Annotated in this window: 16 protein-coding genes and 3 tRNA genes; 17 read left to right on the top strand and 2 right to left on the bottom strand. The window is 63.3% G+C overall.

Annotation, left to right across the window (positions count from 1 at the left end; all coding sequences use genetic code 11):
* Nucleotides 1–63 precede the first annotated feature (63 nt).
* The 15 genes from asd (at nucleotide 64) to AC6I6U_RS25400 (ending at nucleotide 14,723) form a co-directional block, all read left to right on the top strand.
* Nucleotides 64–1,176 carry an aspartate-semialdehyde dehydrogenase gene (gene asd, locus AC6I6U_RS25470; RefSeq protein ID WP_497878762.1) on the top strand — a complete coding sequence of 371 codons (1,113 nt, stop codon included), beginning with the start codon at nucleotides 64–66 and terminating at the stop codon, nucleotides 1,174–1,176.
* Between the two features lie 248 nt (nucleotides 1,177–1,424).
* Complete coding sequence (locus AC6I6U_RS25465; RefSeq protein ID WP_497878761.1) at nucleotides 1,425–2,426, top strand: aspartate-semialdehyde dehydrogenase; 1,002 nt, start codon at nucleotides 1,425–1,427, stop codon at nucleotides 2,424–2,426.
* A gap of 208 nt (nucleotides 2,427–2,634) precedes the next feature.
* On the top strand, nucleotides 2,635–5,274 hold the full coding sequence (locus tag AC6I6U_RS25460) for a motility hub landmark protein FimV (protein ID WP_497878760.1): 2,640 nt from the start codon (nucleotides 2,635–2,637) through the stop codon (nucleotides 5,272–5,274).
* Between the two features lie 138 nt (nucleotides 5,275–5,412).
* Nucleotides 5,413–6,237 (top strand): tRNA pseudouridine(38-40) synthase TruA, encoded by an 825-nt coding sequence (truA, locus tag AC6I6U_RS25455; RefSeq protein WP_497883100.1) that lies wholly within the window; start codon nucleotides 5,413–5,415, stop codon nucleotides 6,235–6,237.
* Nucleotides 6,238–6,301: 64 nt separating this feature from the next.
* Nucleotides 6,302–6,922 carry a phosphoribosylanthranilate isomerase gene (locus AC6I6U_RS25450; RefSeq protein WP_497878759.1) on the top strand — a complete coding sequence of 207 codons (621 nt, stop codon included), beginning with the start codon at nucleotides 6,302–6,304 and terminating at the stop codon, nucleotides 6,920–6,922.
* Nucleotides 6,923–7,028: 106 nt separating this feature from the next.
* Nucleotides 7,029–7,949, top strand: coding sequence for an acetyl-CoA carboxylase, carboxyltransferase subunit beta (accD, locus tag AC6I6U_RS25445; protein WP_497878758.1), 921 nt, complete (start codon nucleotides 7,029–7,031; stop codon nucleotides 7,947–7,949).
* Nucleotides 7,946–9,253, top strand: a complete 1,308-nt coding sequence (gene folC / locus AC6I6U_RS25440) for a bifunctional tetrahydrofolate synthase/dihydrofolate synthase (RefSeq protein ID WP_497878757.1) — start codon at nucleotides 7,946–7,948, stop codon at nucleotides 9,251–9,253. Before accD ends, folC begins: the two co-directional genes overlap by 4 nt.
* The gene (locus AC6I6U_RS25435; RefSeq protein ID WP_497878756.1) at nucleotides 9,237–9,935 is read left to right on the top strand and encodes an SPOR domain-containing protein; all 699 of its coding nucleotides are present in this window, start codon (nucleotides 9,237–9,239) and stop codon (nucleotides 9,933–9,935) included. The genes folC and AC6I6U_RS25435 overlap by 17 nt, the downstream gene beginning before the upstream one ends.
* Nucleotides 9,936–10,029: 94 nt before the next feature.
* Nucleotides 10,030–10,587, top strand: coding sequence for a CvpA family protein (locus tag AC6I6U_RS25430; protein ID WP_497878755.1), 558 nt, complete (start codon nucleotides 10,030–10,032; stop codon nucleotides 10,585–10,587).
* 41 nt (nucleotides 10,588–10,628) lie between these two features.
* The gene (gene purF, locus AC6I6U_RS25425; RefSeq protein WP_497878754.1) at nucleotides 10,629–12,134 is read left to right on the top strand and encodes an amidophosphoribosyltransferase; all 1,506 of its coding nucleotides are present in this window, start codon (nucleotides 10,629–10,631) and stop codon (nucleotides 12,132–12,134) included.
* A 64-nt stretch (nucleotides 12,135–12,198) separates the two neighbouring features.
* On the top strand, nucleotides 12,199–13,410 hold the full coding sequence (locus AC6I6U_RS25420) for an O-succinylhomoserine sulfhydrylase (RefSeq protein ID WP_497878753.1): 1,212 nt from the start codon (nucleotides 12,199–12,201) through the stop codon (nucleotides 13,408–13,410).
* The gene (locus AC6I6U_RS25415; protein WP_497878752.1) at nucleotides 13,407–14,186 is read left to right on the top strand and encodes an SDR family oxidoreductase; all 780 of its coding nucleotides are present in this window, start codon (nucleotides 13,407–13,409) and stop codon (nucleotides 14,184–14,186) included. The genes AC6I6U_RS25420 and AC6I6U_RS25415 overlap by 4 nt, the downstream gene beginning before the upstream one ends.
* 135 nt (nucleotides 14,187–14,321) lie before the next feature.
* A tRNA-Val gene (locus AC6I6U_RS25410) sits at nucleotides 14,322–14,397 on the top strand.
* 72 nt (nucleotides 14,398–14,469) lie between these two features.
* A tRNA-Asp gene (locus tag AC6I6U_RS25405) sits at nucleotides 14,470–14,546 on the top strand.
* Between the two features lie 100 nt (nucleotides 14,547–14,646).
* Nucleotides 14,647–14,723, top strand: a tRNA-Asp gene (locus tag AC6I6U_RS25400).
* A 185-nt stretch (nucleotides 14,724–14,908) separates the two neighbouring features.
* On the opposite strand, the gene AC6I6U_RS25395 is transcribed toward AC6I6U_RS25400, so the two are convergent.
* Nucleotides 14,909–16,102 carry an MFS transporter gene (locus AC6I6U_RS25395; protein WP_497878751.1) on the bottom strand — a complete coding sequence of 398 codons (1,194 nt, stop codon included), beginning with the start codon at nucleotides 16,100–16,102 and terminating at the stop codon, nucleotides 14,909–14,911.
* 124 nt (nucleotides 16,103–16,226) lie between these two features.
* Between AC6I6U_RS25395 and AC6I6U_RS25390 the strand changes: the two genes are divergently transcribed.
* Entirely contained in the window at nucleotides 16,227–17,126 is a 900-nt protein-coding gene (locus tag AC6I6U_RS25390) for a LysR family transcriptional regulator (protein WP_497883099.1), read from the top strand.
* An 84-nt stretch (nucleotides 17,127–17,210) separates the two neighbouring features.
* The gene (locus tag AC6I6U_RS25385) at nucleotides 17,211–18,089 is read left to right on the top strand and encodes a DUF2242 domain-containing protein (protein WP_497878750.1); all 879 of its coding nucleotides are present in this window, start codon (nucleotides 17,211–17,213) and stop codon (nucleotides 18,087–18,089) included.
* Nucleotides 18,090–18,098: 9 nt separating this feature from the next.
* Here the strand turns inward: AC6I6U_RS25385 and aceE are convergent, their stop codons facing one another.
* A complete protein-coding gene (gene aceE / locus AC6I6U_RS25380) occupies nucleotides 18,099–20,777 on the bottom strand; it encodes a pyruvate dehydrogenase (acetyl-transferring), homodimeric type (RefSeq protein ID WP_497878749.1) in 2,679 nt (892 codons plus the stop codon).
* Nucleotides 20,778–20,891: the final 114 nt, after the last annotated feature.

Here is a 20,891-nt window from a genome sequence, read left to right as displayed (position 1 = left end):
TCGGGCCCACCGCTTCTTTCATCCCCGGAAGCGGTGACCCACTTTTGTAAAAGGTGTAGTTCGATGAAGCGTGTAGGTCTGATCGGTTGGCGCGGTATGGTCGGTTCCGTGCTCATGCAGCGGATGCTGGAAGAGCAGGACTTCGATCTTATTGAGCCGGTGTTTTTCACCACTTCCAATGTTGGTGGCCAAGGTCCGTCCGTGGGCAAGGATATTGCTCCGCTGAAGGATGCCTACAGCATTGAAGAGCTGAAAACCCTCGACGTGATTCTGACCTGCCAGGGCGGCGACTACACCAGCGAGGTTTTCCCCAAGCTGCGCGAAGCCGGCTGGCAGGGTTACTGGATCGATGCCGCTTCCAGCCTGCGCATGCAGGATGACGCGGTGATCGTTCTCGACCCGGTGAACCGCAAGGTCATCGACCAGCAGCTGGATTCCGGCACCCGCAACTTCATTGGCGGCAACTGCACCGTCAGCCTGATGCTGATGGGTCTGGGCGGTCTGTTCGAGGCCGGCCTGGTGGAGTGGATGAGCGCGATGACCTACCAGGCCGCTTCCGGTGCGGGCGCGCAGAACATGCGCGAGCTGATCCGGCAGATGGGCGCTACCCACGCGGCAGTCGCCGATGACCTGGCCAACCCGGCCAGCGCCATCCTCGACATCGACCGCAAGGTCGCCGAAACCATGCGCAGCGATGCCTATCCGACCGAGAACTTCGGCGTGCCATTGGCCGGCAGCCTGATCCCGTGGATCGACAAGGAACTGCCGAACGGCCAGAGCCGCGAAGAGTGGAAGGCCCAGGCCGAGACCAACAAGATCCTCGGTCGCTTCAAGAGCCCGATCCCGGTCGATGGTATCTGCGTGCGCATCGGTGCCATGCGTTGCCACAGCCAGGCGCTGACCATCAAGCTGAACAAGGATGTGCCGATGGCTGACATCGAAGGGCTGATCAGCCAGCACAATCCTTGGGTCAAGCTGGTGCCGAACCAGCGTGAGATCAGCATGCAGGAGCTGAGCCCGACCAAGGTCACCGGCACCCTGAACATCCCGGTAGGGCGTCTGCGCAAGCTGAACATGGGGTCGCAGTTCCTCGGTGCGTTCACCGTCGGCGACCAGTTGCTGTGGGGCGCGGCCGAACCGCTGCGCCGCATGCTGCGGATCCTGCTGGAGCGTTGATTCGCTGAAGGCTTGAACGAAGCCCGCGTCTCGCAAGAGTCGCGGGCTTTTTGTTTCCTGTGGTACGGTCCTTGTGGCAACGGACCCGTTTAGGAGCAGGGCTTGCCCGCGAAGCTTCTGGCGATCTCGAGGGCCTCTTCGCGGGCAAGCCCTGCTCCTACAGGGGCATGGTGGCCGTACCGAGAAATTGCCTGACCGCCCGGTCAAGGGTAAAGTGCCGCTCCCCCCGTTTGCCTGAGGATAATCCCATGAGCCAGTCCCTTGATATTGCCGTGATCGGTGCCACCGGCACGGTCGGCGAAACCCTGGTGCAGATCCTCGAGGAACGGGATTTTCCGGTGGCCAACCTGCACCTGCTGGCCAGCAGTGAGTCGGCGGGGCAGTCGGTGCCGTTTCGCGGCAAGAACGTTCGCGTTCGTGAAGTCGACGAGTTCGATTTCGCCAAGGTCCAACTGGTGTTCCTTGCCGCCGGCCCGGCGGTCACCCTCAGTTTTGCACCACGGGCGACGGCGGCTGGTTGTGCCGTGATCGACCTGTCGGGCGCCTTGCCGGTGCCACAGGTGGTGCCGGAAGCCAACGCCGGTGTCCTGTCGGCCTTGAACAAGCCGGTCCAGGTCGGTAGCCCGAGTGCCTCGGCCACTGCGCTGGCGGTAGCACTGGCACCGCTCAAGGGGCTGTTGGATATCCGGCAGGTCAGCCTGACTGCCTGCCTGGCGATGTCCAGCCAGGGCCGCGAAGCTGTCAGTGAACTGGCTCGGCAGACCGCGGAACTGCTGAACATGCGCCCGCTGGAGCCGCGGGTTTTCGACCGCCAGGTGGCGTTCAACCTGCTGGCCCAGGTCGGCAAGCCGGATGCCCAGGGGCACGTTCCCCTGGAAAAACGGCTGGTCAACGAGTTGCGCGAACTGCTGGAAGCACCTTTACTAAAAATTTCAGTGACTTGCGTTCAAGCCCCGGTGTTTTTTGGCGATAGCTATAGTGTGTCACTGCAGGCTGCTGGCGATGTCGACCTGCAAGCGGTGAACGCGGCGCTGGAAGCGGCGGAGGGTATCGAGCTGGTGGACGGCGACGATTATCCGACCGCGGTCGGTGATGCCGTGGGCCAGGACGTGGTCTATGTCGGACGGGTCCGGCACGGCGTGGATGACCCGGCGCAGCTCAACCTGTGGCTGACCACGGACAACGTGCGCAAGGGCGCCGCGCTGAACGCGGTGCAACTGGCGGAGCTGTTGATAAAAGACCCGCTGTAAAAGATACTTGGCGACAATTTGCAGAATGATTCTGGCCTGACGCTATGCTCAGGTTGGTTGCTGAAGGTGAGCTGCCCGATGGGCACTTGCAGGGGCATCGGCGACGACAGGGTGATGCAGGCGTATTTTCACGGCTGCGCACCAGGCCGCAAGGCAGCTACATCACCTTCTCGCTGGCCGAGGAACGCACAAACAAAGGAAGAGGCTGATGGTTCAAGTTCGCAAACTGGTGTTAGCAATAGCGGCCGCTTCGGCGCTGTCTTCCGGTATGGCGCATGCCCTTGGGCTGGGGGAAATGACCCTCAAGTCGACCCAGAACCAGCCACTACTGGTGGAAATCGAATTGCAGGATGTCGGCGGCCTCAGCGCTTCCGACATCGTGCCCAGCCTGGCTTCTCCCCAGGCGTTCAGCGATGCCGGCGTCAATCGCCAGGACTTCCTGAATGACCTGACCTTCACGCCTGTCATCAATCCCAATGGCCGTAGCGTGGTCCGGGTGACTTCGAGCAAGCCGCTGTCCGAGGCCTATGTGCGCTTCCTGGTCCAGGTGCAGTGGCCCCAGGGCCGGTTGATGCGCGACTACAGCGTGCTGCTCGATCCATCCAAATATGCTCCTGCGGGCGATACCGCCAAGCCTGCCGTTGCGCCAAGCGCGCCGGTTACTGCGCCTACCAGGGCCAAGCAGTACACCACCGGTGCCAAGGATACCCTGTGGGAAATTGCTGCCAGGGAGCGTAATGGCGCTTCAGTGCAACAGACCATGCTGGCCATCCAGGCGCTGAACCCCGGCGCGTTCGTCGATGGCAACATCAACCGGCTCAAGACCGGCCAGGTATTGCGCATGCCTGACACTGTGCAGAGCACGGCTCTGCCGCAGTCCAGGGCGATCGCCGAGGTCGCTGCGCAGAATGCCGCCTGGCGCCAGGGGCGTCGTGCCGGCAATGGCCATGCTGGCAAGCAGCAGATCGATGCCACCCGGCACAAGGGCGGCGAGGGTGCACCCGCTGCTGGCGAGCGCAAGGACAAACTGAGCCTGGTTTCGGCCGAGAACGGCAAGAAGGGTGGCAAGGGTGCGGCCGGCGACAGCAAGAACCTGACCAACAAACTGGCGGTGACCCAGGAAAGCCTCGACGCGACCCGGCGCGACAATGCCGAGCTGAAAAGCCGCATGGAAGACCTGCAGAGCCAACTGGACAAGCTGCAGCGCCTGATCGACCTGAAGAACGATCAACTGGCGAAGTTGCAGGCAGAAGGTGCGGCTGCGCCTGCCGCTCCGGCAACCACTCCAACTGCGACCCAGCCGGCAGTGTCGGCCGAGCTGGTGGCCAAGCCTGAGGCGGCTCCGGCACCCGCTCCAGTTGTTGCAACGCCGACACCGGCTCCTGCCGAGGCGGCCAAGCCGATCGAACCGGCAGCTCCGCCGGCGCCGACCGAAGAACGCAAGCTCGACGACCTGCTGTCCAGTCCGATCATGATGGGGCTGATCGCCGGTTCCGTGGTGCTGGTGGCGCTGTTGCTCCTGCTGTTGCTGGTTCGTCGCCGAAAGGCCCAGCAGGAAGCCGAGAAGCACCAGCGTATGGCGCGGGCTTTGTCTGAAGAAGCCGATTTCGCCGCAGACATGGATATGCCGGAGGGCAGCTTCGAAGGTTTGGAGGTGCCTGCGCCTAATGTAAAGTTGGCGCCGGCCCCGGCGCCGGCTCCCGCAGTTGAACATCCGATCGACGTCCTGGGCCAGGCTGAGCTGCACATCGGGCGTGGCCATCTGAACCAGGCTGCCGACCTGCTGGAAGAAGCGGCCAAGCTGGAGCCGCAGCGCAGTGATGTGCGTCTCAAACTGATGGAAGTCTACGGTCGCCAGGGTGACCGTGATGCATTCGTGCGCCAGGAGCAGCAGCTGCCAGCCACTGCCGATAACCAGGCCAAGGTCGAGCAGCTTAAGAGCCGCTTCCCCGGCATGGTTGTCGTCGCCGCTGCGGCGGCCGTGGGCTTGGGAGCGGCCGCGGCGGCTGCCGAGCTGGATGAGCAGTTCGTCCAGGACTTGCTGCAGGATGACGAGCTGGCGCCCGTCGCTGCTCCAGAGCCGGTGGTGGCTGTGGAGCCTGCGCCGGTTGTCGACGACTTCGACAACGACTTCGATCTCAGCCTGGATGATCTGGAGGCTGTTTCTCCGGCGGTCGCGCCTGTCGCCGCTCCCGCTCCAGTGGAAAGCGTGGATGACCTGCAGCTCGACGATGACCTGAGTTTCGAGTCGGTGTTGGCGCAGCAGACAGAGGCCAAGGACGACCTGAGTAGCCTGGATGACTTGTCCGACTTCGACCTGGATCTGGGTGGCGATGAGCCAGTTGCTACGGCTCAGGCCGACGAGGACTTCCTGCTCGGACTGGCCGACGATCCCAAGGCGCCGGAAGGCGAGGTGCCAACCCTCGATGCGTTGGATGACCTCGGCCTGCCGGCTGACTTCGACCTGTCTCTGGCTGATGACCTGGCAACCGGCGACCTGGCGACTGATGACCAATTGGTCGACGACCTGCTGGCCGACACTGGGCCGAATGCCTTCACCCATGAGCTGGATGACGTCAACGCCGAACTCGATCGCCTGTCCCAGAGCCTGGAGCAGCCACCACTGGCGACGCCGAGCTTTACTGAGCAGGACGCAGCCCTGGGTGACGAACCGGAGTTCGATTTCCTCGCGGGTACCGATGAGGCCGCGACCAAGCTCGACCTGGCCCAGGCCTACATCGACATGGATGACCGGGATGGCGCCCGCGACATTCTTGCCGAAGTCATGAGCGAAGGCAGCGATGCGCAGAAGAGCGAGGCCAGGGAGATGCTCCAGCGCCTGGCTTGAGTCTATCCGGCCAGGACAAAAACAGCGGCAGCCCTTGGGCTGCCGTTGTCGTTACGGGCGTGCGCCTTATAATGCACGCCTTTGCGTTAATCATCAGGCTGCAAGTTCTTGGCAAATATAGATAACCCGGCTGCCGAAATGGCGGCCGAAGGCTTTTTCCGAATCGCCCTGGGCGTCGAATACAAAGGCTCGCGCTACCGCGGCTGGCAGCGGCAGGCCTCGGGTGTGCTGTCGGTCCAGGAAACTCTGGAAGACGCGCTGTCGAAGGTGGCGGACTCGCCAGTCTCGCTGATGTGTGCCGGGCGCACCGACGCCGGCGTGCACGCCTGCGGGCAGGTGGTACATTTCGATACCCGTGCCGAGCGTTCAATGAAGGCCTGGACCATGGGCGCCAATATCAACCTGCCCCATGACATCAGTGTCAGCTGGGCCAAGGTCATGCCTGCGCATTTCCATGCCCGCTTCAAGGCCATCGCCCGGCGCTACCGCTACGTGATCTACAACGACCAGATCCGTCCGGCGCACCTCAATCAGGAAATCACCTGGAATCATCGACCGTTGGATGAGCAGCGCATGGCCGAAGCTGCGCGCTACCTGGTCGGTACCCACGATTTCAGTGCGTTCCGCGCCGGTCAATGCCAGGCCAAGTCGCCGATCAAGGAAGTGCATCACCTGCGGGTGACCCGGCACGGCAAGATGATTGTCATCGATATCCGTGCCGGCGCCTTCCTGCATCACATGGTGCGCAATATCGCCGGCGTGCTGATGACCATCGGTGCTGGCGAGCGCCCGGTCGAGTGGGCCCGCGAGGTGCTGGAGAGCCGCGTCCGCCGTACGGGTGGGGTGACGGCCCATCCGTTCGGCCTGTACCTGGTGCAGGTGGAGTACCGCGACGAGTTCGAGTTGCCCGAGCGTTATATCGGGCCACACTTCCTCACCGGTTTCTCCGATCTTGCCGGCTGACGCCCGGAAAAGCATTTGCTACCATCCGGGCCTTTATCCGGAAAAACCTTGAGGTTCTGACGAAATGTCCGCCGTTCGCAGCAAAATCTGCGGGATCACCCGCATTGAAGATGCGTTGGCTGCGGTCGAAGCCGGAGCCGATGCCATCGGCTTCGTGTTCTACGCCAAGAGCCCGCGGGCGGTGACTTTCCAGCAGGCGCGGGCCATTATTGCCGCGCTGCCGCCATTCGTCACCACCGTGGGCTTGTTCGTCAACGCCAGCCGTTGCGAACTGGGCGAGATCCTCGATGCCGTACCATTGGACCTGTTGCAGTTCCATGGCGACGAAACCAGTGCGCAGTGCGAGGGCTTCAATCGGCCATACATCAAGGCACTGCGGGTCAAGGCTGGTGACGACATTGCTGCGGCCTGCCGGGCTTATCCCGGGGCCAGCGGCATTTTGCTCGATACCTACGTCGAAGGCGTGCCGGGGGGAACCGGTGAGGCGTTCGACTGGTCTCTGGTGCCGCAGGGCTTGAGCAAGCCGATCATCCTGGCCGGTGGCCTGACCGTGGAGAACGTGGCGCATGCCATTGCCCAGGTCAAGCCGTATGCCGTGGATACCAGCGGTGGGGTCGAGCAGAGCAAGGGCATCAAGGACCCCGCGAAGATCAAGGCGTTCATCCAGGCGGTACGCGCCAGTTGATCGCCGATGTGACGGGCGGCAATCTGCCGCCGTCCATGCTTACCGCCACAGAAAACAGGCGGGCCCGGTTGTCCGACGGGCCGAAAACGAATTGGAGAAAGAAAGCATGAGCAACTGGTTAGTAGACAAACTGATCCCTTCGATCATGCGTTCCGAGGTGAAGAAGAGCTCGGTACCCGAGGGCCTGTGGCACAAGTGCCCGTCCTGCGACGCGGTGCTCTATCGTCCGGAGCTGGAAAAGACCCTGGACGTCTGCCCCAAGTGCAATCACCACATGCGTATTGGCGCGCGCGCGCGCATCGATATCTTCCTGGATGCCGAAGGCCGTGCCGAGCTGGGGGCCGACCTGGAGCCGGTCGATCGCCTGAAGTTCCGTGATGGCAAGAAGTACAAGGACCGCCTGAGCGCGGCGCAGAAGCAGACCGGCGAAAAAGACGCGCTGGTCTCGATGAGCGGCACCCTGCTGGGCATGCCGATCGTGGTTTCCGCGTTCGAATTCTCGTTCATGGGCGGTTCCATGGGTGCCATCGTCGGTGAGCGTTTCGTGCGTGCCGCCAACTATGCCCTGGAAAAACGCTGCCCCATGGTCTGCTTCTCGGCTTCCGGTGGTGCGCGGATGCAGGAAGCGCTGATCTCGCTGATGCAGATGGCCAAGACTTCGGCCGTGCTGGCACGCCTGCGCGAAGAAGGCCTGCCGTTCATTTCCGTGCTGACCGATCCGGTCTACGGTGGTGTTTCCGCCAGCCTGGCGATGCTCGGCGACGTGATCGTCGGTGAGCCGAAGGCGCTGATCGGCTTTGCCGGTCCGCGCGTGATCGAACAGACCGTACGCGAGAAACTGCCGGAAGGCTTCCAGCGCAGCGAGTTCCTGCTGGAGCACGGTGCCATCGACATGATCATCCCGCGCCAGGAGCTGCGTCCACGCCTGGGTAGCCTGCTGGCCCAGATGATGGGGCTGCCGACGCCTGTGTACGTGGCGGCACCTGTCGAACCTGTCGTCGTTCCACCGGCACCGGCCAACGTATGACCGAACGTACCCTGGGTGACTGGCTCGCCTACCTGGAGCAACTGCATCCATCGGCCATCGACATGGGGTTGGAGCGCTCGCGAGAGGTAGCGAACCGCATGGGGCTGGGCAAGCCGGCGCCTCGGGTAGTGACCGTGACGGGCACCAACGGCAAGGGTTCGACCTGCGCCTTCGTCGCCTCATTGCTGATGGCGCAGGGCCTGAAGGTCGGCGTCTACAGCTCGCCGCACCTGCTGCGCTACAACGAGCGCGTGCAGATCAATGGTGTCGAGGCCACCGATGCCCAGCTGTGCGAGGCCTTTGTCGCGCTGGAAACCGGCCGTGGCGATACAACGCTGACCTACTTCGAAATGGGCACCCTGGCGGCGTTCTGGTTGTTCGAGCGTGAACAGCTGGATGCCGTGGTGCTCGAAGTCGGCCTGGGCGGGCGTCTGGACACGGTCAACGTGGTGGATGCCGACTTTGCCTTGGTCACCAGCATCGGTGTCGATCATGCCGAATACCTGGGCAATACCCGTGAGTCGGTGGCCTATGAAAAGGCCGGGATCTTCCGTCCGGGACGGCCAGCGTTGTGCGGTGACCTGAACCCGCCCCAGTCGTTGCTGGACAAGGCTCGTGAGCTGAACAGCCCGTTGCTCCTGCGTGGCCGCGATTTCGATCTTGCGTCCACTGATCGGCATTGGCAGTGGCGCGGCGTGGACGACAAGGGGCAGCCGCTCGAGCTGCACGACCTGCCGTTGCTGGACCTACCGATGGAGAATGCCGCACTGGCGCTGCAAGCCTATGCGCTGATGGGCTTGCCCTGGCAGCCCGAGCGGATCGCGGGGGTCTTGCAGGCAACGCGAATCGTCGGTCGGCTGGACCGCCGAACCGTCAACTGGCAGGGTAGATCGGTCCAGCTGATGCTGGACGTGGGGCACAATCCCCATGCTGCCGAGTATCTGGCCCAGCGCCTGGCGCGTCGGTCATTGGCTGGGCGCCGCCTGGCGGTGTTCGGGCTGCTTTCGGACAAGGACCTCGACGGCGTGGTGTCGCAGTTGGCGGGGTACGTGCAGCATTGGGCGGTCACGCCATTGCAGTCGCCACGTAGTCGCCCGGCTTCGGATCTGCAGGTCGCCTTGCAGGCCCGTGGGGCCGCGGTGACGGTCTACGAAAGTGTTGCCGCGGCACTGGACGGGCAGTGTGCCCAGGCTGCGGTCGATGATGAAATTCTGTTGTTCGGATCGTTCTTTTGCGTAGCCGAGGCGCTGGAATGGCTGGCCCGGCGCGCCACGGAGGAAGCTGCAGATGGCATTGCTGGATAGAGCGTACAAACAGCGGATGGTCGGTGCGCTGGTATTGGTGGCGCTGGCGGTGATCTTCCTGCCGATGCTGTTCTCCCGTCAGGACGAACAGCGCCAGGTGCGTGTCGACCCGCCGGCGGCGCCACAGGCACCGGCGATGCCGCAGGTGCGTGTCGAGCCGGTCGCGGTGCCTGAGCCGCAAGCGCTGCCAGAAGACTCGCTCCCGCCCGAAGATGACGAAGTGGTCGCGGCCCCGGCAGCTCCTGCAGCCAAGCCCGCGGTTGCGACGCCGGTCGCGCCTGCCGTCAAGCCAGCCGCTCCGGTTGTCGCGGTCAAGCCGGCGACGCCAGTGCCTGCTCCGGCCGCCAAGCCGGCTGCTGTGCCTGCGCAGACGCCGGCCCAAGTGGTGGCACAGCCAGTGGCCAAGCTCGACACCACGCAGAATCGCGTGGATCCCAACGGCCTGCCGATCAGTTGGTCGGTGCAACTGGCCAGCCTGTCGAGCCGCGAAGGGGCCGAGAGCCTGCAGAAGAACCTGCGTAGCCAGGGCTACAACGCGTATATCCGTTCCGCCGATGGCAAGAACCGGGTATTCGTCGGTCCCCTGATCGAGCGCGCGGAGGCTGATCGCCTGCGTGACCTGCTCGGTCGTCAGCAGAACCTGAAGGGTTTTGTCGTTCGTTTCCAACCCGAGCGCGGTTAAGCGCCGGGTTGTACGAAATCCACCGAACAATCGCCTTACCAGCAGGGCGGCGCTCTGCTAAAATGCGCCGCCTTATCCGTCTGTAGGCTGCACTGTGCCATTTACCTGGGTTGACTGGGCGATTATCGCGGTAATCGTCGTTTCTGCTTTGATCAGCTTGAGCCGCGGCTTCGTCAAGGAAGCCTTGTCCCTGCTCACCTGGATCATCGCCGGCGTGGTCGCCTGGATGTTTGGTGGCTCGTTGTCCGTGTACCTTGCCGACTATATCCAGACACCTTCGGCTCGCGTCATCGCGGGCTGTGCAATCATGTTCGTCGCGACCCTGCTGGTCGGCGCCATGATCAATTACCTCATCGGCGAGTTGATTCGCGTCACCGGCCTGTCCGGGACCGATCGCTTTCTCGGCATGGCCTTCGGCGCCGCGCGTGGCGCGCTGCTGGTGGTTGTCGCGGTCGGGCTGCTCAGCCTCGGACCGGTGCAGCAGGATCAGTGGTGGCAGGAGTCTCGGCTCGTGCCACAATTTCTAATGGTTGCAGATTGGTCAAAGAACCTCATATTGGGGTGGAGCAGTCAGTGGCTAGCCAGCGGAATCAGCGTACCCGCTGACATTCCGTTCAAGGAGCATCTCTTGCCGGGCAAACCTGCCCAGTAAGAGTCGTTCAGTTCAGATTCATTAAGTAGGGGTTGCGTCGCATGTGTGGCATCGTCGGTATCGTCGGTAAGTCGAACGTCAATCAGGCGCTGTATGACGCGCTAACCGTGCTCCAGCACCGCGGCCAGGACGCTGCCGGTATCGTGACCAGCCATGACGGCCGGTTATTCCTGCGCAAGGACAACGGATTGGTCCGCGACGTATTCCAGCAGCGCCACATGCAGCGCCTGGTAGGTCACATGGGCATCGGCCATGTGCGCTACCCGACTGCCGGCAGCTCGACTTCGGCTGAAGCCCAGCCGTTCTACGTCAACTCGCCGTATGGCATCACCCTGGCGCACAACGGCAACCTGACCAACGTCGAACAGTTGGCCAAGGAGATCTACGAGTCCGACCTGCGTCACGTCAACACCAGTTCCGACTCGGAAGTGCTGCTCAACGTGTTCGCCCACGAACTGGCCCAGCGCGGCAAGCTGCAGCCGACCGAGGAAGACGTATTCGCCGCGGTGACCGACGTGCACAACCGTTGCGTTGGTGGCTACGCGGTCGTGGCGATGATCACCGGTTACGGTATCGTCGGCTTCCGTGACCCCCATGGCATTCGCCCGATCGTGTTCGGCCAGCGTCACACCGACGAAGGCGTCGAGTACATGATCGCTTCCGAGAGCGTGTCCCTGGACGTACTCGGTTTCACCCTGATCCGCGACCTGGCTCCGGGTGAAGCGGTGTACATCACCGAAGACGGCAAGCTGCACACCCGTCAGTGCGCGACCAACCCGAGCCTGACCCCGTGCATCTTCGAACACGTCTACCTGGCGCGTCCGGACTCGATCATCGACGGCGTGTCGGTGTACAAGGCGCGCCTGCGCATGGGCGAGAAGCTGGCCGAGAAGATCCTGCGCGAGCGTCCTGATCACGGGATCGACGTGGTCATCCCGATTCCGGACACCAGCCGCACCGCGGCCCTGGAACTGGCCAACCACCTGGGCGTGAAATTCCGCGAAGGCTTCGTGAAGAACCGCTACATCGGTCGAACCTTCATCATGCCGGGCCAGGCGGCGCGCAAGAAATCCGTACGGCAGAAGCTCAACGCCATCGAGCTGGAGTTCCGCGGCAAGAACGTGATGCTGGTGGACGACTCCATCGTTCGCGGCACCACCTGCAAGCAGATCATCCAGATGGCCCGCGAAGCCGGCGCGAAGAACGTCTACTTCTGCTCGGCGGCGCCGGCCGTGCGTTACCCGAACGTCTACGGCATCGACATGCCGAGTGCCCACGAACTGATCGCCCACAACCGTACCACCCAGGACGTTGCCGACCTCATCGGTGCCGACTGGCTGGTCTATCAGGACCTGCCGGACCTGATCGAGGCCGTGGGTGGTGGCAAGATCAAGATCGAACAGTTCGACTGCGCGGTATTCGACGGCAAGTACGTCACCGGCGATATCGACGAGCACTACCTGAACCGGATCGAACAGGCGCGCAACGATGCGTCCAAGGCCAAGACCCAGGCGGTCAGTGCGATCATCGATCTGTACAACAACTGAGTAAGAACCGGCCCCGAGGGGCCGGTTTCGTATCTTCCAAAGATTGAGAGCAAGGAGTGGCAGCATGAGTCAGGAATGGGATGCCGGTCGGCTGGACAGCGATCTCGACGGCGTAGCCTTCGACACCCTGGCCGTTCGTGCCGGTCAACACCGTACCCCGGAAGGCGAGCACAGCGATCCGCTGTTCTTCACCTCCAGCTACGTATTCCGCACTGCCGCCGATGCGGCTGCGCGCTTTGCCGGTGATGTGCCGGGTAACGTCTATTCGCGCTACACCAACCCGACCGTGCGTTCGTTCGAGGAGCGTATCGCCGCCCTGGAAGGCGCCGAGCAGGCCGTGGCGACCTCGACCGGCATGTCGGCGATCATGGCCGTGGTCATGAGCCTGTGCAGTGCCGGCGACCATGTGCTGGTGTCGCGCAGCGTGTTCGGTTCCACCATCAGCCTGTTCGAGAAGTACTTCAAGCGCTTTGGTGTCGAAGTCGACTACGTGCCGCTGGCAGAACTGTCCGGCTGGGACGCGGCGATCAAGCCCAACACCAGGCTGCTGTTCGTCGAGTCGCCGTCGAACCCGCTGGCCGAGCTGGTGGATATCGCCGCCCTGGCCGAAATCGCCCATGCCAAGGGCGCGCTGCTGGTGGTCGACAACTGCTTCTGCACGCCTGCGGTACAGCAGCCGCTGAAGCTGGGTGCGGACGTGGTGGTGCATTCGGCGACCAAGTACATCGACGGCCAGGGTCGTTGCATGGGCGGTGTCGTTTGCGGTCGCAGCGAACAGATGAAGGAAGTCGTCGGCTTCCTGCGTACTGCCGGCCCGAGCCTCAGTCCGTTCAATGCCTGGATCTTCCTCAAGAGCCTGGAAACCCTGAACCTGCGCATGCGTGCCCACTGCGCCAGCGCGCTGGCCCTGGCCGAATGGCTGGAGCAGCAGGACGGCATCGAGAAGGTTCACTACGCCGGTCTCAAGAGCCACCCGCAACACGAACTGGCGCAGCGTCAGCAGCGCGGTTTCGGTGGTGTGGTGAGCTTCGAGGTCAAGGGTGGCAAGGAGGGCGCGTGGCGCTTCATCGACGCGACCCGGATGATCTCGATCACCGCCAACCTGGGTGACAGCAAGACCACCATTACCCATCCGAGCACCACCTCCCACGGTCGTCTGTCGCCGCAGGAGCGTGAGGCGGCGGGCATCCGCGACAGCCTGATTCGCGTGGCGGTTGGCCTGGAAGACGTAGCGGACCTGCAGGCCGACCTGGCGCGCGGCTTGGCCGCATTGTGATCGAGTTGGCCTTTGATGCAGCCGTTGGCAACAACGGCCGCGTCGCGCTGGTGACTGGCGCTGCGCGGGGCATCGGGCTGGGCATCGCCGCCTGGCTGGTCAGTGAAGGCTGGCAGGTGGTGTTGGCCGACCTGGACCCTGTGCGGGGCGGCAAGGTGGCTGAAGTTCTCGGCGAGAACGCCTGCTTCATCACCATGGATGTCTCCGACGAGGCCCAGGTGGCGCGTGGCGTGGCAGAGGTGCTGGGGCGCTTTGGTCGACTCGACGCGTTGGTGAGCAACGCAGCGATTGCCGACCCGCACAACATCACCCTTGAAAGCCTCGACCTGGCACATTGGAACCGGGTGCTGGCGGTCAATCTCAGTGGGCCGATGCTGCTGGCCAAGCACTGTGCGCCTTACCTGCGCGCCCATTGCGGTGCCATCGTCAATATCGCCTCGACCCGCGCGGCGCAGTCTGAGCCGGACACCGAAGCCTACGCGGCGAGCAAGGGCGGCTTGCTGGCATTGACCCATGCGCTGGCGATGAGCCTTGGTCCTGAGATTCGCGTGAACGTGGTCAGTCCGGGTTGGATCGATGCCCGTGACCCGGCGCAACGTCGGGCCGAGCCGTTGAGCGAGAGCGACCATGCCCAGCACCCGGTGGGTCGGGTCGGGACGGTCGAGGATGTTGCAGCAACGGTTGGATGGCTGCTGTCCAAAAGCGCGGGTTTTGTCACCGGCCAGGAATTCGTGGTCGACGGTGGCATGAGCAAGAAGATGATTTATGCCGAGTAGGGCGCTGTAGTCCGCAGGGCTTGAGGTTTTGTGGTGCCGGAACTGACATGAATGTGTCTTTTTCAGAAAAACTTCAAGCGGGCTATTGACTTAGGTTCTCTACCTGCGTAAATTTCGCGGCCTCAACGAAGCAAAGGGTGATTAGCTCAGCCGGGAGAGCATCTGCCTTACAAGCAGAGGGTCGGCGGTTCGATCCCGTCATCACCCACCACTTCTTGAGTCTTTCGAAAGAGAGAGTCTCGCAAGAGAATCGGAAGTTCTGCGAAGAACCTCCAACCGACGCGCAGCGGTAGTTCAGTCGGTTAGAATACCGGCCTGTCACGCCGGGGGTCGCGGGTTCGAGTCCCGTCCGCTGCGCCATATTCTGTACAGATCGCTTCGGCGGTTTGCGATGTGAAAGCACCGAAGCTTTCATGTCACGGGTTTCAAAGATTCAAACGGACGCAAGTCCGAGCGATACGCAGCGGTAGTTCAGTCGGTTAGAATACCGGCCTGTCACGCCGGGGGTCGCGGGTTCGAGTCCCGTCCGCTGCGCCATACAAGGCTTCGAGGCCCTTGAACTCCTCGAAGCGACAGAAGAAGCCCCGACTTGTCGGGGCTTTTTTTTGCGTGTGTGTCGGACATCGCGAACTCAACGTGGCGAGCAGGCTTGCCTGCGTTGAGGGCGAAGCCCCCCAGAAACCTGTGCACGCGGAGTATCAGGCATACACTGCCTGCAGGTTTCAGTTCCTGGCAGGGAAACCGCTCTTTCCTGCCCGCGCAGTCATCAACAGTGCCACGGCCAGCAGGCCAAGCACCATCCACGGTAGGGCCTCTACACCCAGCTCGCTCAACGCCAGCGCGCCGCTCATCGCTCCCCCGGCAATGCCCAGGTTCCACACGGTCACCAGCATCGACTGCGCGATATCGGCGGCTTCTCCCGCGGTTTTTGCCAGGGCGGTCTGCAGCAGCGCCGGCAAGCCGCCGAACGATAGGCCCCAGATAGCAACGGCGACATAAACCGATACTGCCGACGCGCTCCAGAGCCCCAGTGCGATCGCTGAAGCCGCGAACAGCGCGCAACTGGCCAGTGTCAGCTGCCGCAGCCAGCGGTCGATCAGCAGGCCGGTGCCCCAGATACCGAGTAGAGCGGCGAGGCCGAACACCAGCAGCACCTGGTCAACCCGCTCGACGAGCTCCGCAGGCGCCAGGAACGGTGCGATATAGGTGTAGAGGATGTTGTGCCCCAGCACGTAGAGAAAAGTCACCAGCAGCACTGCCTGCACGCCGGGCAAGGCGGCCACGCGCAACAGTGGCGGGCGTTTGCTGGCGGTTTGTCCGGCGAAGTCCGGTACCTGCCAGCGCACCCAGCCGATCAGCAGCAGGGTCAGTCCGGTCATGATCGCGAAGCTCAGGCGCCAGCCGAAACTGTTGCCGAGGAAGGTGCCAAGCGGAATCCCCAGGGACAGCGCCAGCGGTGCGCCGAGCATGGCGATGGCGATCGCCCGGCCTTGCAGGTGGCTGGCTACCATGCGGCTGGCATAACCGGCCAGCAATGCCCATAGCAGCCCGGCGAAGACTCCGGCCAACAGCCGCGCAACCAGCGTCAGCCAGTAATGGCTGGACAGCGCGGTCACGGCATTGACCAGCGCAAAACCGGCGACAGCACTAAGCAGCAGTGGCCGCCGGCGCCAGCCCTGGGTCAGCAGGGTCAGTGGAATGGCGGCGAGCAGCGAACCCAGGGCATAGGCGGTGATCAATTGCCCGACCAGTGCCTGGGTGACGCCAAGGTCGTCGCTCATTTGCGGCAGCAGCCCGGCGGGCAGGGCCTCGGTAAGGATGGTGATGAAGCCTGCCGCGGCCAGGGCCAGCAAGCCGGAAAGCGGCAGGCGATCGGCTTCTGCCGCAGGCGTGGCGCTACAGCTTTGTGTGTTCATGGGAGTCCTTGTCTGTAATGTCCGAAACAGGGCTCCGAGGTTAGAGGGCTGCGTAAGGGAGAAAAACGGGCTAGAGTTCCAAACTTATCGGACGTTGATGTCCGCAATACTGGAGAACCAGACAATGGACAGCCTGGGCAGTATCTCGGTGTTCGTGCAGGTTGCCGACACCCGCAGTTTCACCGAAGCGGGCCGCGTGCTCGGGGTGTCGTCCTCGGCGGTCGGCAAAAGCATCGCTCGTCTTGAGGCGCGCCTCGGCGTGCGGTTGTTTCACCGCAGTACCCGCAGTATCACCCTGACCGCCGAGGGCGCATTGTTCCTGGAACGCAGCCGGCGCATCCTGGCCGAGGCCGAGGCTGCCGAGCAGGAACTGATCGACACCACCCGCGAGCCCCATGGCAAGCTGCGCATCAGCCTGCCGCAGTCGCGTGGCCTGGTGATGCCGGTACTGGTGGATTTCATGCGGCTTTACCCGCAGATCGAGCTGGAAGTCGACATGTCCGATCGCATGGTGGATGTGATCGAGGAGGGTTTCGATGCCGTGGTCCGCACCGGCCAGCCCCAGGACTCGCGGCTGATGTCCCGGCCGTTGGGACATTACCAACTGACACTGGTGGGTGCCCCCGAATATTTTCGCCAGCACGGGCTGCCGCGCGTGCCGGCAGACCTGGCCGGGCATGCCAGCCTGCGGCACAAGTTCTGCGCCACCGGCAAGCTGGAGACCTGGCCCCTGCGCCTGGCGCCAGGGGAGGAGGAGCCGGCCATGAAAACCCTGATGATCTCCTCGCCGATCGAGGTACTCAGCTATGTGGCCCAGCAGGGACTGGGCATCGCCTGCCTGCCGGACTACATGATCCACGAGGCGGTGGCCGAGGGCCGATTGGTGCGCGTACTCGACGATTACCTGGAGCACAGCGGAACTTTCTGGATGCTCTGGCCGTCAAGTCGTCATGCCTCTGCAAAACTGCGGGTATTGATCGATCACCTGAGCGAAGGTCTTTTTCCTGAAAAATCGCTGTCGTAAGGTATTTAAGACACTAAAAGCGCGCGCTCTGGAATGGCGATCTGATGCACAATACGCCCCGGACCGTTTTACTCAGGATTATCAATGTCGACATCATTCCACTTGCGTACCCTGGCAATGGCCGTGGTGCTGGTGGGCGCCGCAGGTTGCTCCTCGCCCAAGACCGCCGTTTATGAACATGAGAACTTCGACGACTCCGGAACCTTCTCGCGCAACTATTCGGTGAACGAGAAGGCTTCCTGCGAGGCGGCCCGCCGTGCCTTGCTCAGCCAGGGTTACATCATCACCAGCACCGATCCCAAGCTGGTCACCGGCAACAAGAGCTTCCAGCAGACTGGCGAGACGCACCTGCAGATCAGCTTCAGCATCGTCTGTGCGGCCGATGGCAGCGGCGGCAGGCGCTCGACAGTGTTCGCCAACGCCCTGCAGGACCGTTATGCGCTGAAGAAGGTCAACAACTCGGCGAGCCTGGGTGTGGGTGTGTTGGGTTCGGTATCGATGCCGATCGGTTCGACGGATGATTCGATGGTCAAGGTGGCGAGCGAGACGGTGTCTTCGGCGACCTTCTATGACCGGTTCTTCAATCTGGTGGAGCTGTTCCTGCCGCCCGAGGTGAAGAAGGAGCAGCACACCGACGACAAGCCCAAGGCTGATCTCGGCGTGCCGGAAAGTGCGGCGACCAAGCCTGAAGCGGCGGCGGAGCCGGCCAAGGCGTCCGAGGCCGCCCATGCGGAGCCTGCCCATGTGGAGCCAAGCCCTGCTGCTCCGGCCTTGACTGCTCCGGCGGTTCCCGAACCGCTCAAGCCGCTGCCGGAAGCTGCACCGGCCACCCCGGCAACGCCTGTCGAGACGGCACCGGCCCAGCCGGCAGCGACCACGCCAGCCGCCGAGCCGGCTCCGGCCACCGCCCCGGCTACCACCGCCCCGGCTACCACCGAACCGGCTACTACGCCGGCCCAGTAAGACCTCGCTTCAGATCGCCGCGGGATCGGGTTTGTCGACCTCGATTCCGTAGCGACTGATAGCCTGCGCCACGTTGCTGCGGGGAACCTGCCCGTCATCGGCCAGGGCCTTGAGCGCGGCCAGCACGATGAAGTGGCGATCCACTTCGAAGAATTGCCGCAGGGCCTCGCGGGTATCCGATTGACCGAAACCATCGGTGCCAAGGGCGACGAAACGCCGGTCAGTGACAAACGGGCGAATCTGGTCGGCGAAGATTTTCATGTAGTCCGTCGCCACCACCAGCGGCCCGCTGTGCTCGCGCAAGCAACTTCCCACGTAGCTGATGCGCGGTTCCTCCTGCGGATGCAGCAGGTTCCAGCGCTCCACTGCATGCCCTTCGCGACGCAGTTCGGTCAGGCTGGTCGCACTCCATACATCGCTGGTCACGCCGAAATCGCTGTGCAACAACTGCGCTGCCGCGAGCACTTCCCGCAGGATCGAACCACAGCCCATCAATTGCACGCGGGCTTGCCCATCGCTCGCTTCGGCACCCTGTTCGAGCAGGTAGAGGCCCTTGAGAATGCCGTCCTCGACACCCTCGGGCATCGCCGGGTGCGGGTAGTTCTCGTTGAGCAGGGTGATGTAGTAGTAGATGTCCTCCTGCTCGACGTACATGCGTCGCATGCCCTCGCGAATGATCACCGCCAGTTCGAAGGCGAAGGTCGGGTCATAGGACACGCAGCAGGGGATGGTCGAGGACAACACGTGGCTGTGGCCGTCATCGTGCTGCAGGCCTTCGCCCATCAGCGTGGTGCGGCCCGAGGTGGCGCCGAGCAGGAAACCCCGCGCGCGGGCATCGCCGGCCGCCCAGGCCAGGTCGCCGACCCGCTGGAAACCGAACATCGAGTAGTAGATGTAGAACGGCACGGTCATCAGCCCGTGATTGCTGTAGGAGGTACTGGCGGCAATCCATGAGGAAATGCCGCCGGACTCGTTGAGGCCCTCCTGGAGAATCTGGCCGTCGCGGCTTTCCTTGTAGTAGCTCAGTTGCCCGGCGTCCTGCGGGGTGTAGAGCTGGCCCACGGCGGAGTGGATGCCGATCTGGCGGAACAGGCTCTCCATGCCGAAGGTGCGCGATTCGTCGGGCACGATCGGCACCACCCGCTTGCCGATGTGCGGGTCCTTGAGCAGCGTGCCGAGGATGCGCACGAAGGCCATGGTGGTGGAAATCGCGCGTTCGCCGGTACCTTTCAACTGCGCGTCGAAGCTTTCCAGTGGCGGGATCTGCAGGCTCTCGCAGGCCGAGTGGCGCGCCGGTACGTGGCCGCCGAGCCGCTGCCGGCGGGCGGCGAAGTAGCGGGCTTCCTCACTGTCGGCTGGCGGCTTGAGGTAGGGAATCTCCTCGGCCAGCTGTTCGTCCGAGACTTCCAGGCCGAAGCGGTCGCGGAAGGCCTTGACCGCATCCAGGTCCATCTTCTTCAACTGGTGGTTGATGTTCTGGCCTTCACCGGCCTCGCCCATGCCGAAACCCTTGACGGTCTTGGCCAGGATCACCGTCGGCTGGCCGCTGTGGCGCATCGCCGTGGCGTAGGCGTTGTAGACCTTGTCCGGGTCGTGCCCGCCACGGGAGAGCTTCCAGATCTCATCGTCCGTCAGATCGGCGACCAGCTCCAGCAGGGCCGGGTACTTGCCGAAGAAGTGCTCGCGGACATAGGCGCCATTCTGCGACTTGTAGTTCTGGTACTCACCGTCAACGCACTCCATCATGCGCTGGCGCAGCAGGCCGCTGCGATCCTTCTCCAGCAATGCATCCCAGCCGCTGCCCCAGATCACCTTGATCACATTCCAGCCGGCGGCGCGGTACAGGCTCTCGAATTCCTGGATCACCTTGGCGTTGCCACGTACCGGGCCGTCCAGGCGTTGCAGGTTGCAGTTGACGACGAAGATCAGGTTGTCGAGTTTTTCCCGCCCGGCCAGCGAGATCGCCGCCAGGGATTCGGGCTGGTCCATCTCGCCGTCGCCGAGGAAGGCCCAGACCTTGCGGCCCTGGTGTGGCTTGAGGTCGCGATATTCCAGGTAGCGCATGAAGCGCGCCTGGTAGGCCGCAGTGATCGGTCCAAGTCCCATGGATACGGTAGGAAACTGCCAGAAGTCCGGCATCAGGCGCGGATGCGGATAACTCGACAGGCCTTCGCCGCCGACTTCGCGGCGGAAGTTGTCGAGCTGCGCTTCGCTGATCCGGCCTTCGAGGTAGGCGCGGCCGTAGATGCCCGGCGAAGAGTGGCCCTGGATGTAGATCATGTCGCCATCGAAGCTGTCGGTGCGGCCACGGAAAAAATGATCGAAGCCGACGTCGTACAGCACCGCCGCGGAGGCGTAGGTGGCGATGTGGCCGCCGACCCCGGAATGCTTGCCGGCGCGCAGCACCATGGCCATCGCGTTCCAGCGGATATAGGCGTTAAGCCGGCGCTCGAGGGCCAGGTTACCCGGGTAGGGCTGCTGCCGCTCGGGGGCGATGGTGTTGACGTAGGGTGTGGTGACCCGGCCGTGGAAGTCGCCATGGCGGGCAACATCGAAATCCAGCAACTGGTCGATCAGGTAGTGCGCGCGGGGGCGACCCTCGCTGGACAGGACGGACTCGATCGATTCGAGCCACTCGCGGGTTTCCTGTGGGTCGTCGTCGAGAATCAGGGCGTTGGATTGGATCATGCCGGGCTCCTGGGGGCTGCCGGTGGGCAGTGTGATGGCGGCGCGCAGGTGACGTCCGGGCCTTGTGGGCGGTGTCGCGCTGCGCTGGAAAGTAATTGCAATTGCAATTACATG

The sequence above is a fragment of the Pseudomonas sp. UTLPPB19802 genome (assembly GCF_059730225.1).
Note: the sequence above shows the minus strand (reverse complement) of the source record. Positions and strands in the feature narration are given on the sequence as shown.

Excerpts from the sequence above, each read along its gene's own strand:
- asd (WP_497878762.1), top strand. The coding sequence starts at position 64 with ATGAAGCGTGTAGGTCTGATCGGTTGGCGCGGTATGGTCGGTTCCGTG.
- AC6I6U_RS25390 (WP_497883099.1), top strand. The coding sequence starts at position 16,227 with ATGGACAGCCTGGGCAGTATCTCGGTGTTCGTGCAGGTTGCCGACACC.
- accD (WP_497878758.1), top strand. The coding sequence starts at position 7,029 with ATGAGCAACTGGTTAGTAGACAAACTGATCCCTTCGATCATGCGTTCC.
- AC6I6U_RS25435 (WP_497878756.1), top strand. The coding sequence starts at position 9,237 with ATGGCATTGCTGGATAGAGCGTACAAACAGCGGATGGTCGGTGCGCTG.
- purF (WP_497878754.1), top strand. The coding sequence starts at position 10,629 with ATGTGTGGCATCGTCGGTATCGTCGGTAAGTCGAACGTCAATCAGGCG.
- AC6I6U_RS25465 (WP_497878761.1), top strand. The coding sequence starts at position 1,425 with ATGAGCCAGTCCCTTGATATTGCCGTGATCGGTGCCACCGGCACGGTC.
- AC6I6U_RS25420 (WP_497878753.1), top strand. The coding sequence starts at position 12,199 with ATGAGTCAGGAATGGGATGCCGGTCGGCTGGACAGCGATCTCGACGGC.
- AC6I6U_RS25385 (WP_497878750.1), top strand. The coding sequence starts at position 17,211 with ATGTCGACATCATTCCACTTGCGTACCCTGGCAATGGCCGTGGTGCTG.
- truA (WP_497883100.1), top strand. The coding sequence starts at position 5,413 with ATGGCGGCCGAAGGCTTTTTCCGAATCGCCCTGGGCGTCGAATACAAA.
- AC6I6U_RS25460 (WP_497878760.1), top strand. The coding sequence starts at position 2,635 with ATGGTTCAAGTTCGCAAACTGGTGTTAGCAATAGCGGCCGCTTCGGCG.
- AC6I6U_RS25450 (WP_497878759.1), top strand. The coding sequence starts at position 6,302 with ATGTCCGCCGTTCGCAGCAAAATCTGCGGGATCACCCGCATTGAAGAT.
- AC6I6U_RS25395 (WP_497878751.1), bottom strand. The coding sequence starts at position 16,102 with ATGAACACACAAAGCTGTAGCGCCACGCCTGCGGCAGAAGCCGATCGC.
- folC (WP_497878757.1), top strand. The coding sequence starts at position 7,946 with ATGACCGAACGTACCCTGGGTGACTGGCTCGCCTACCTGGAGCAACTG.
- aceE (WP_497878749.1), bottom strand. The coding sequence starts at position 20,777 with ATGATCCAATCCAACGCCCTGATTCTCGACGACGACCCACAGGAAACC.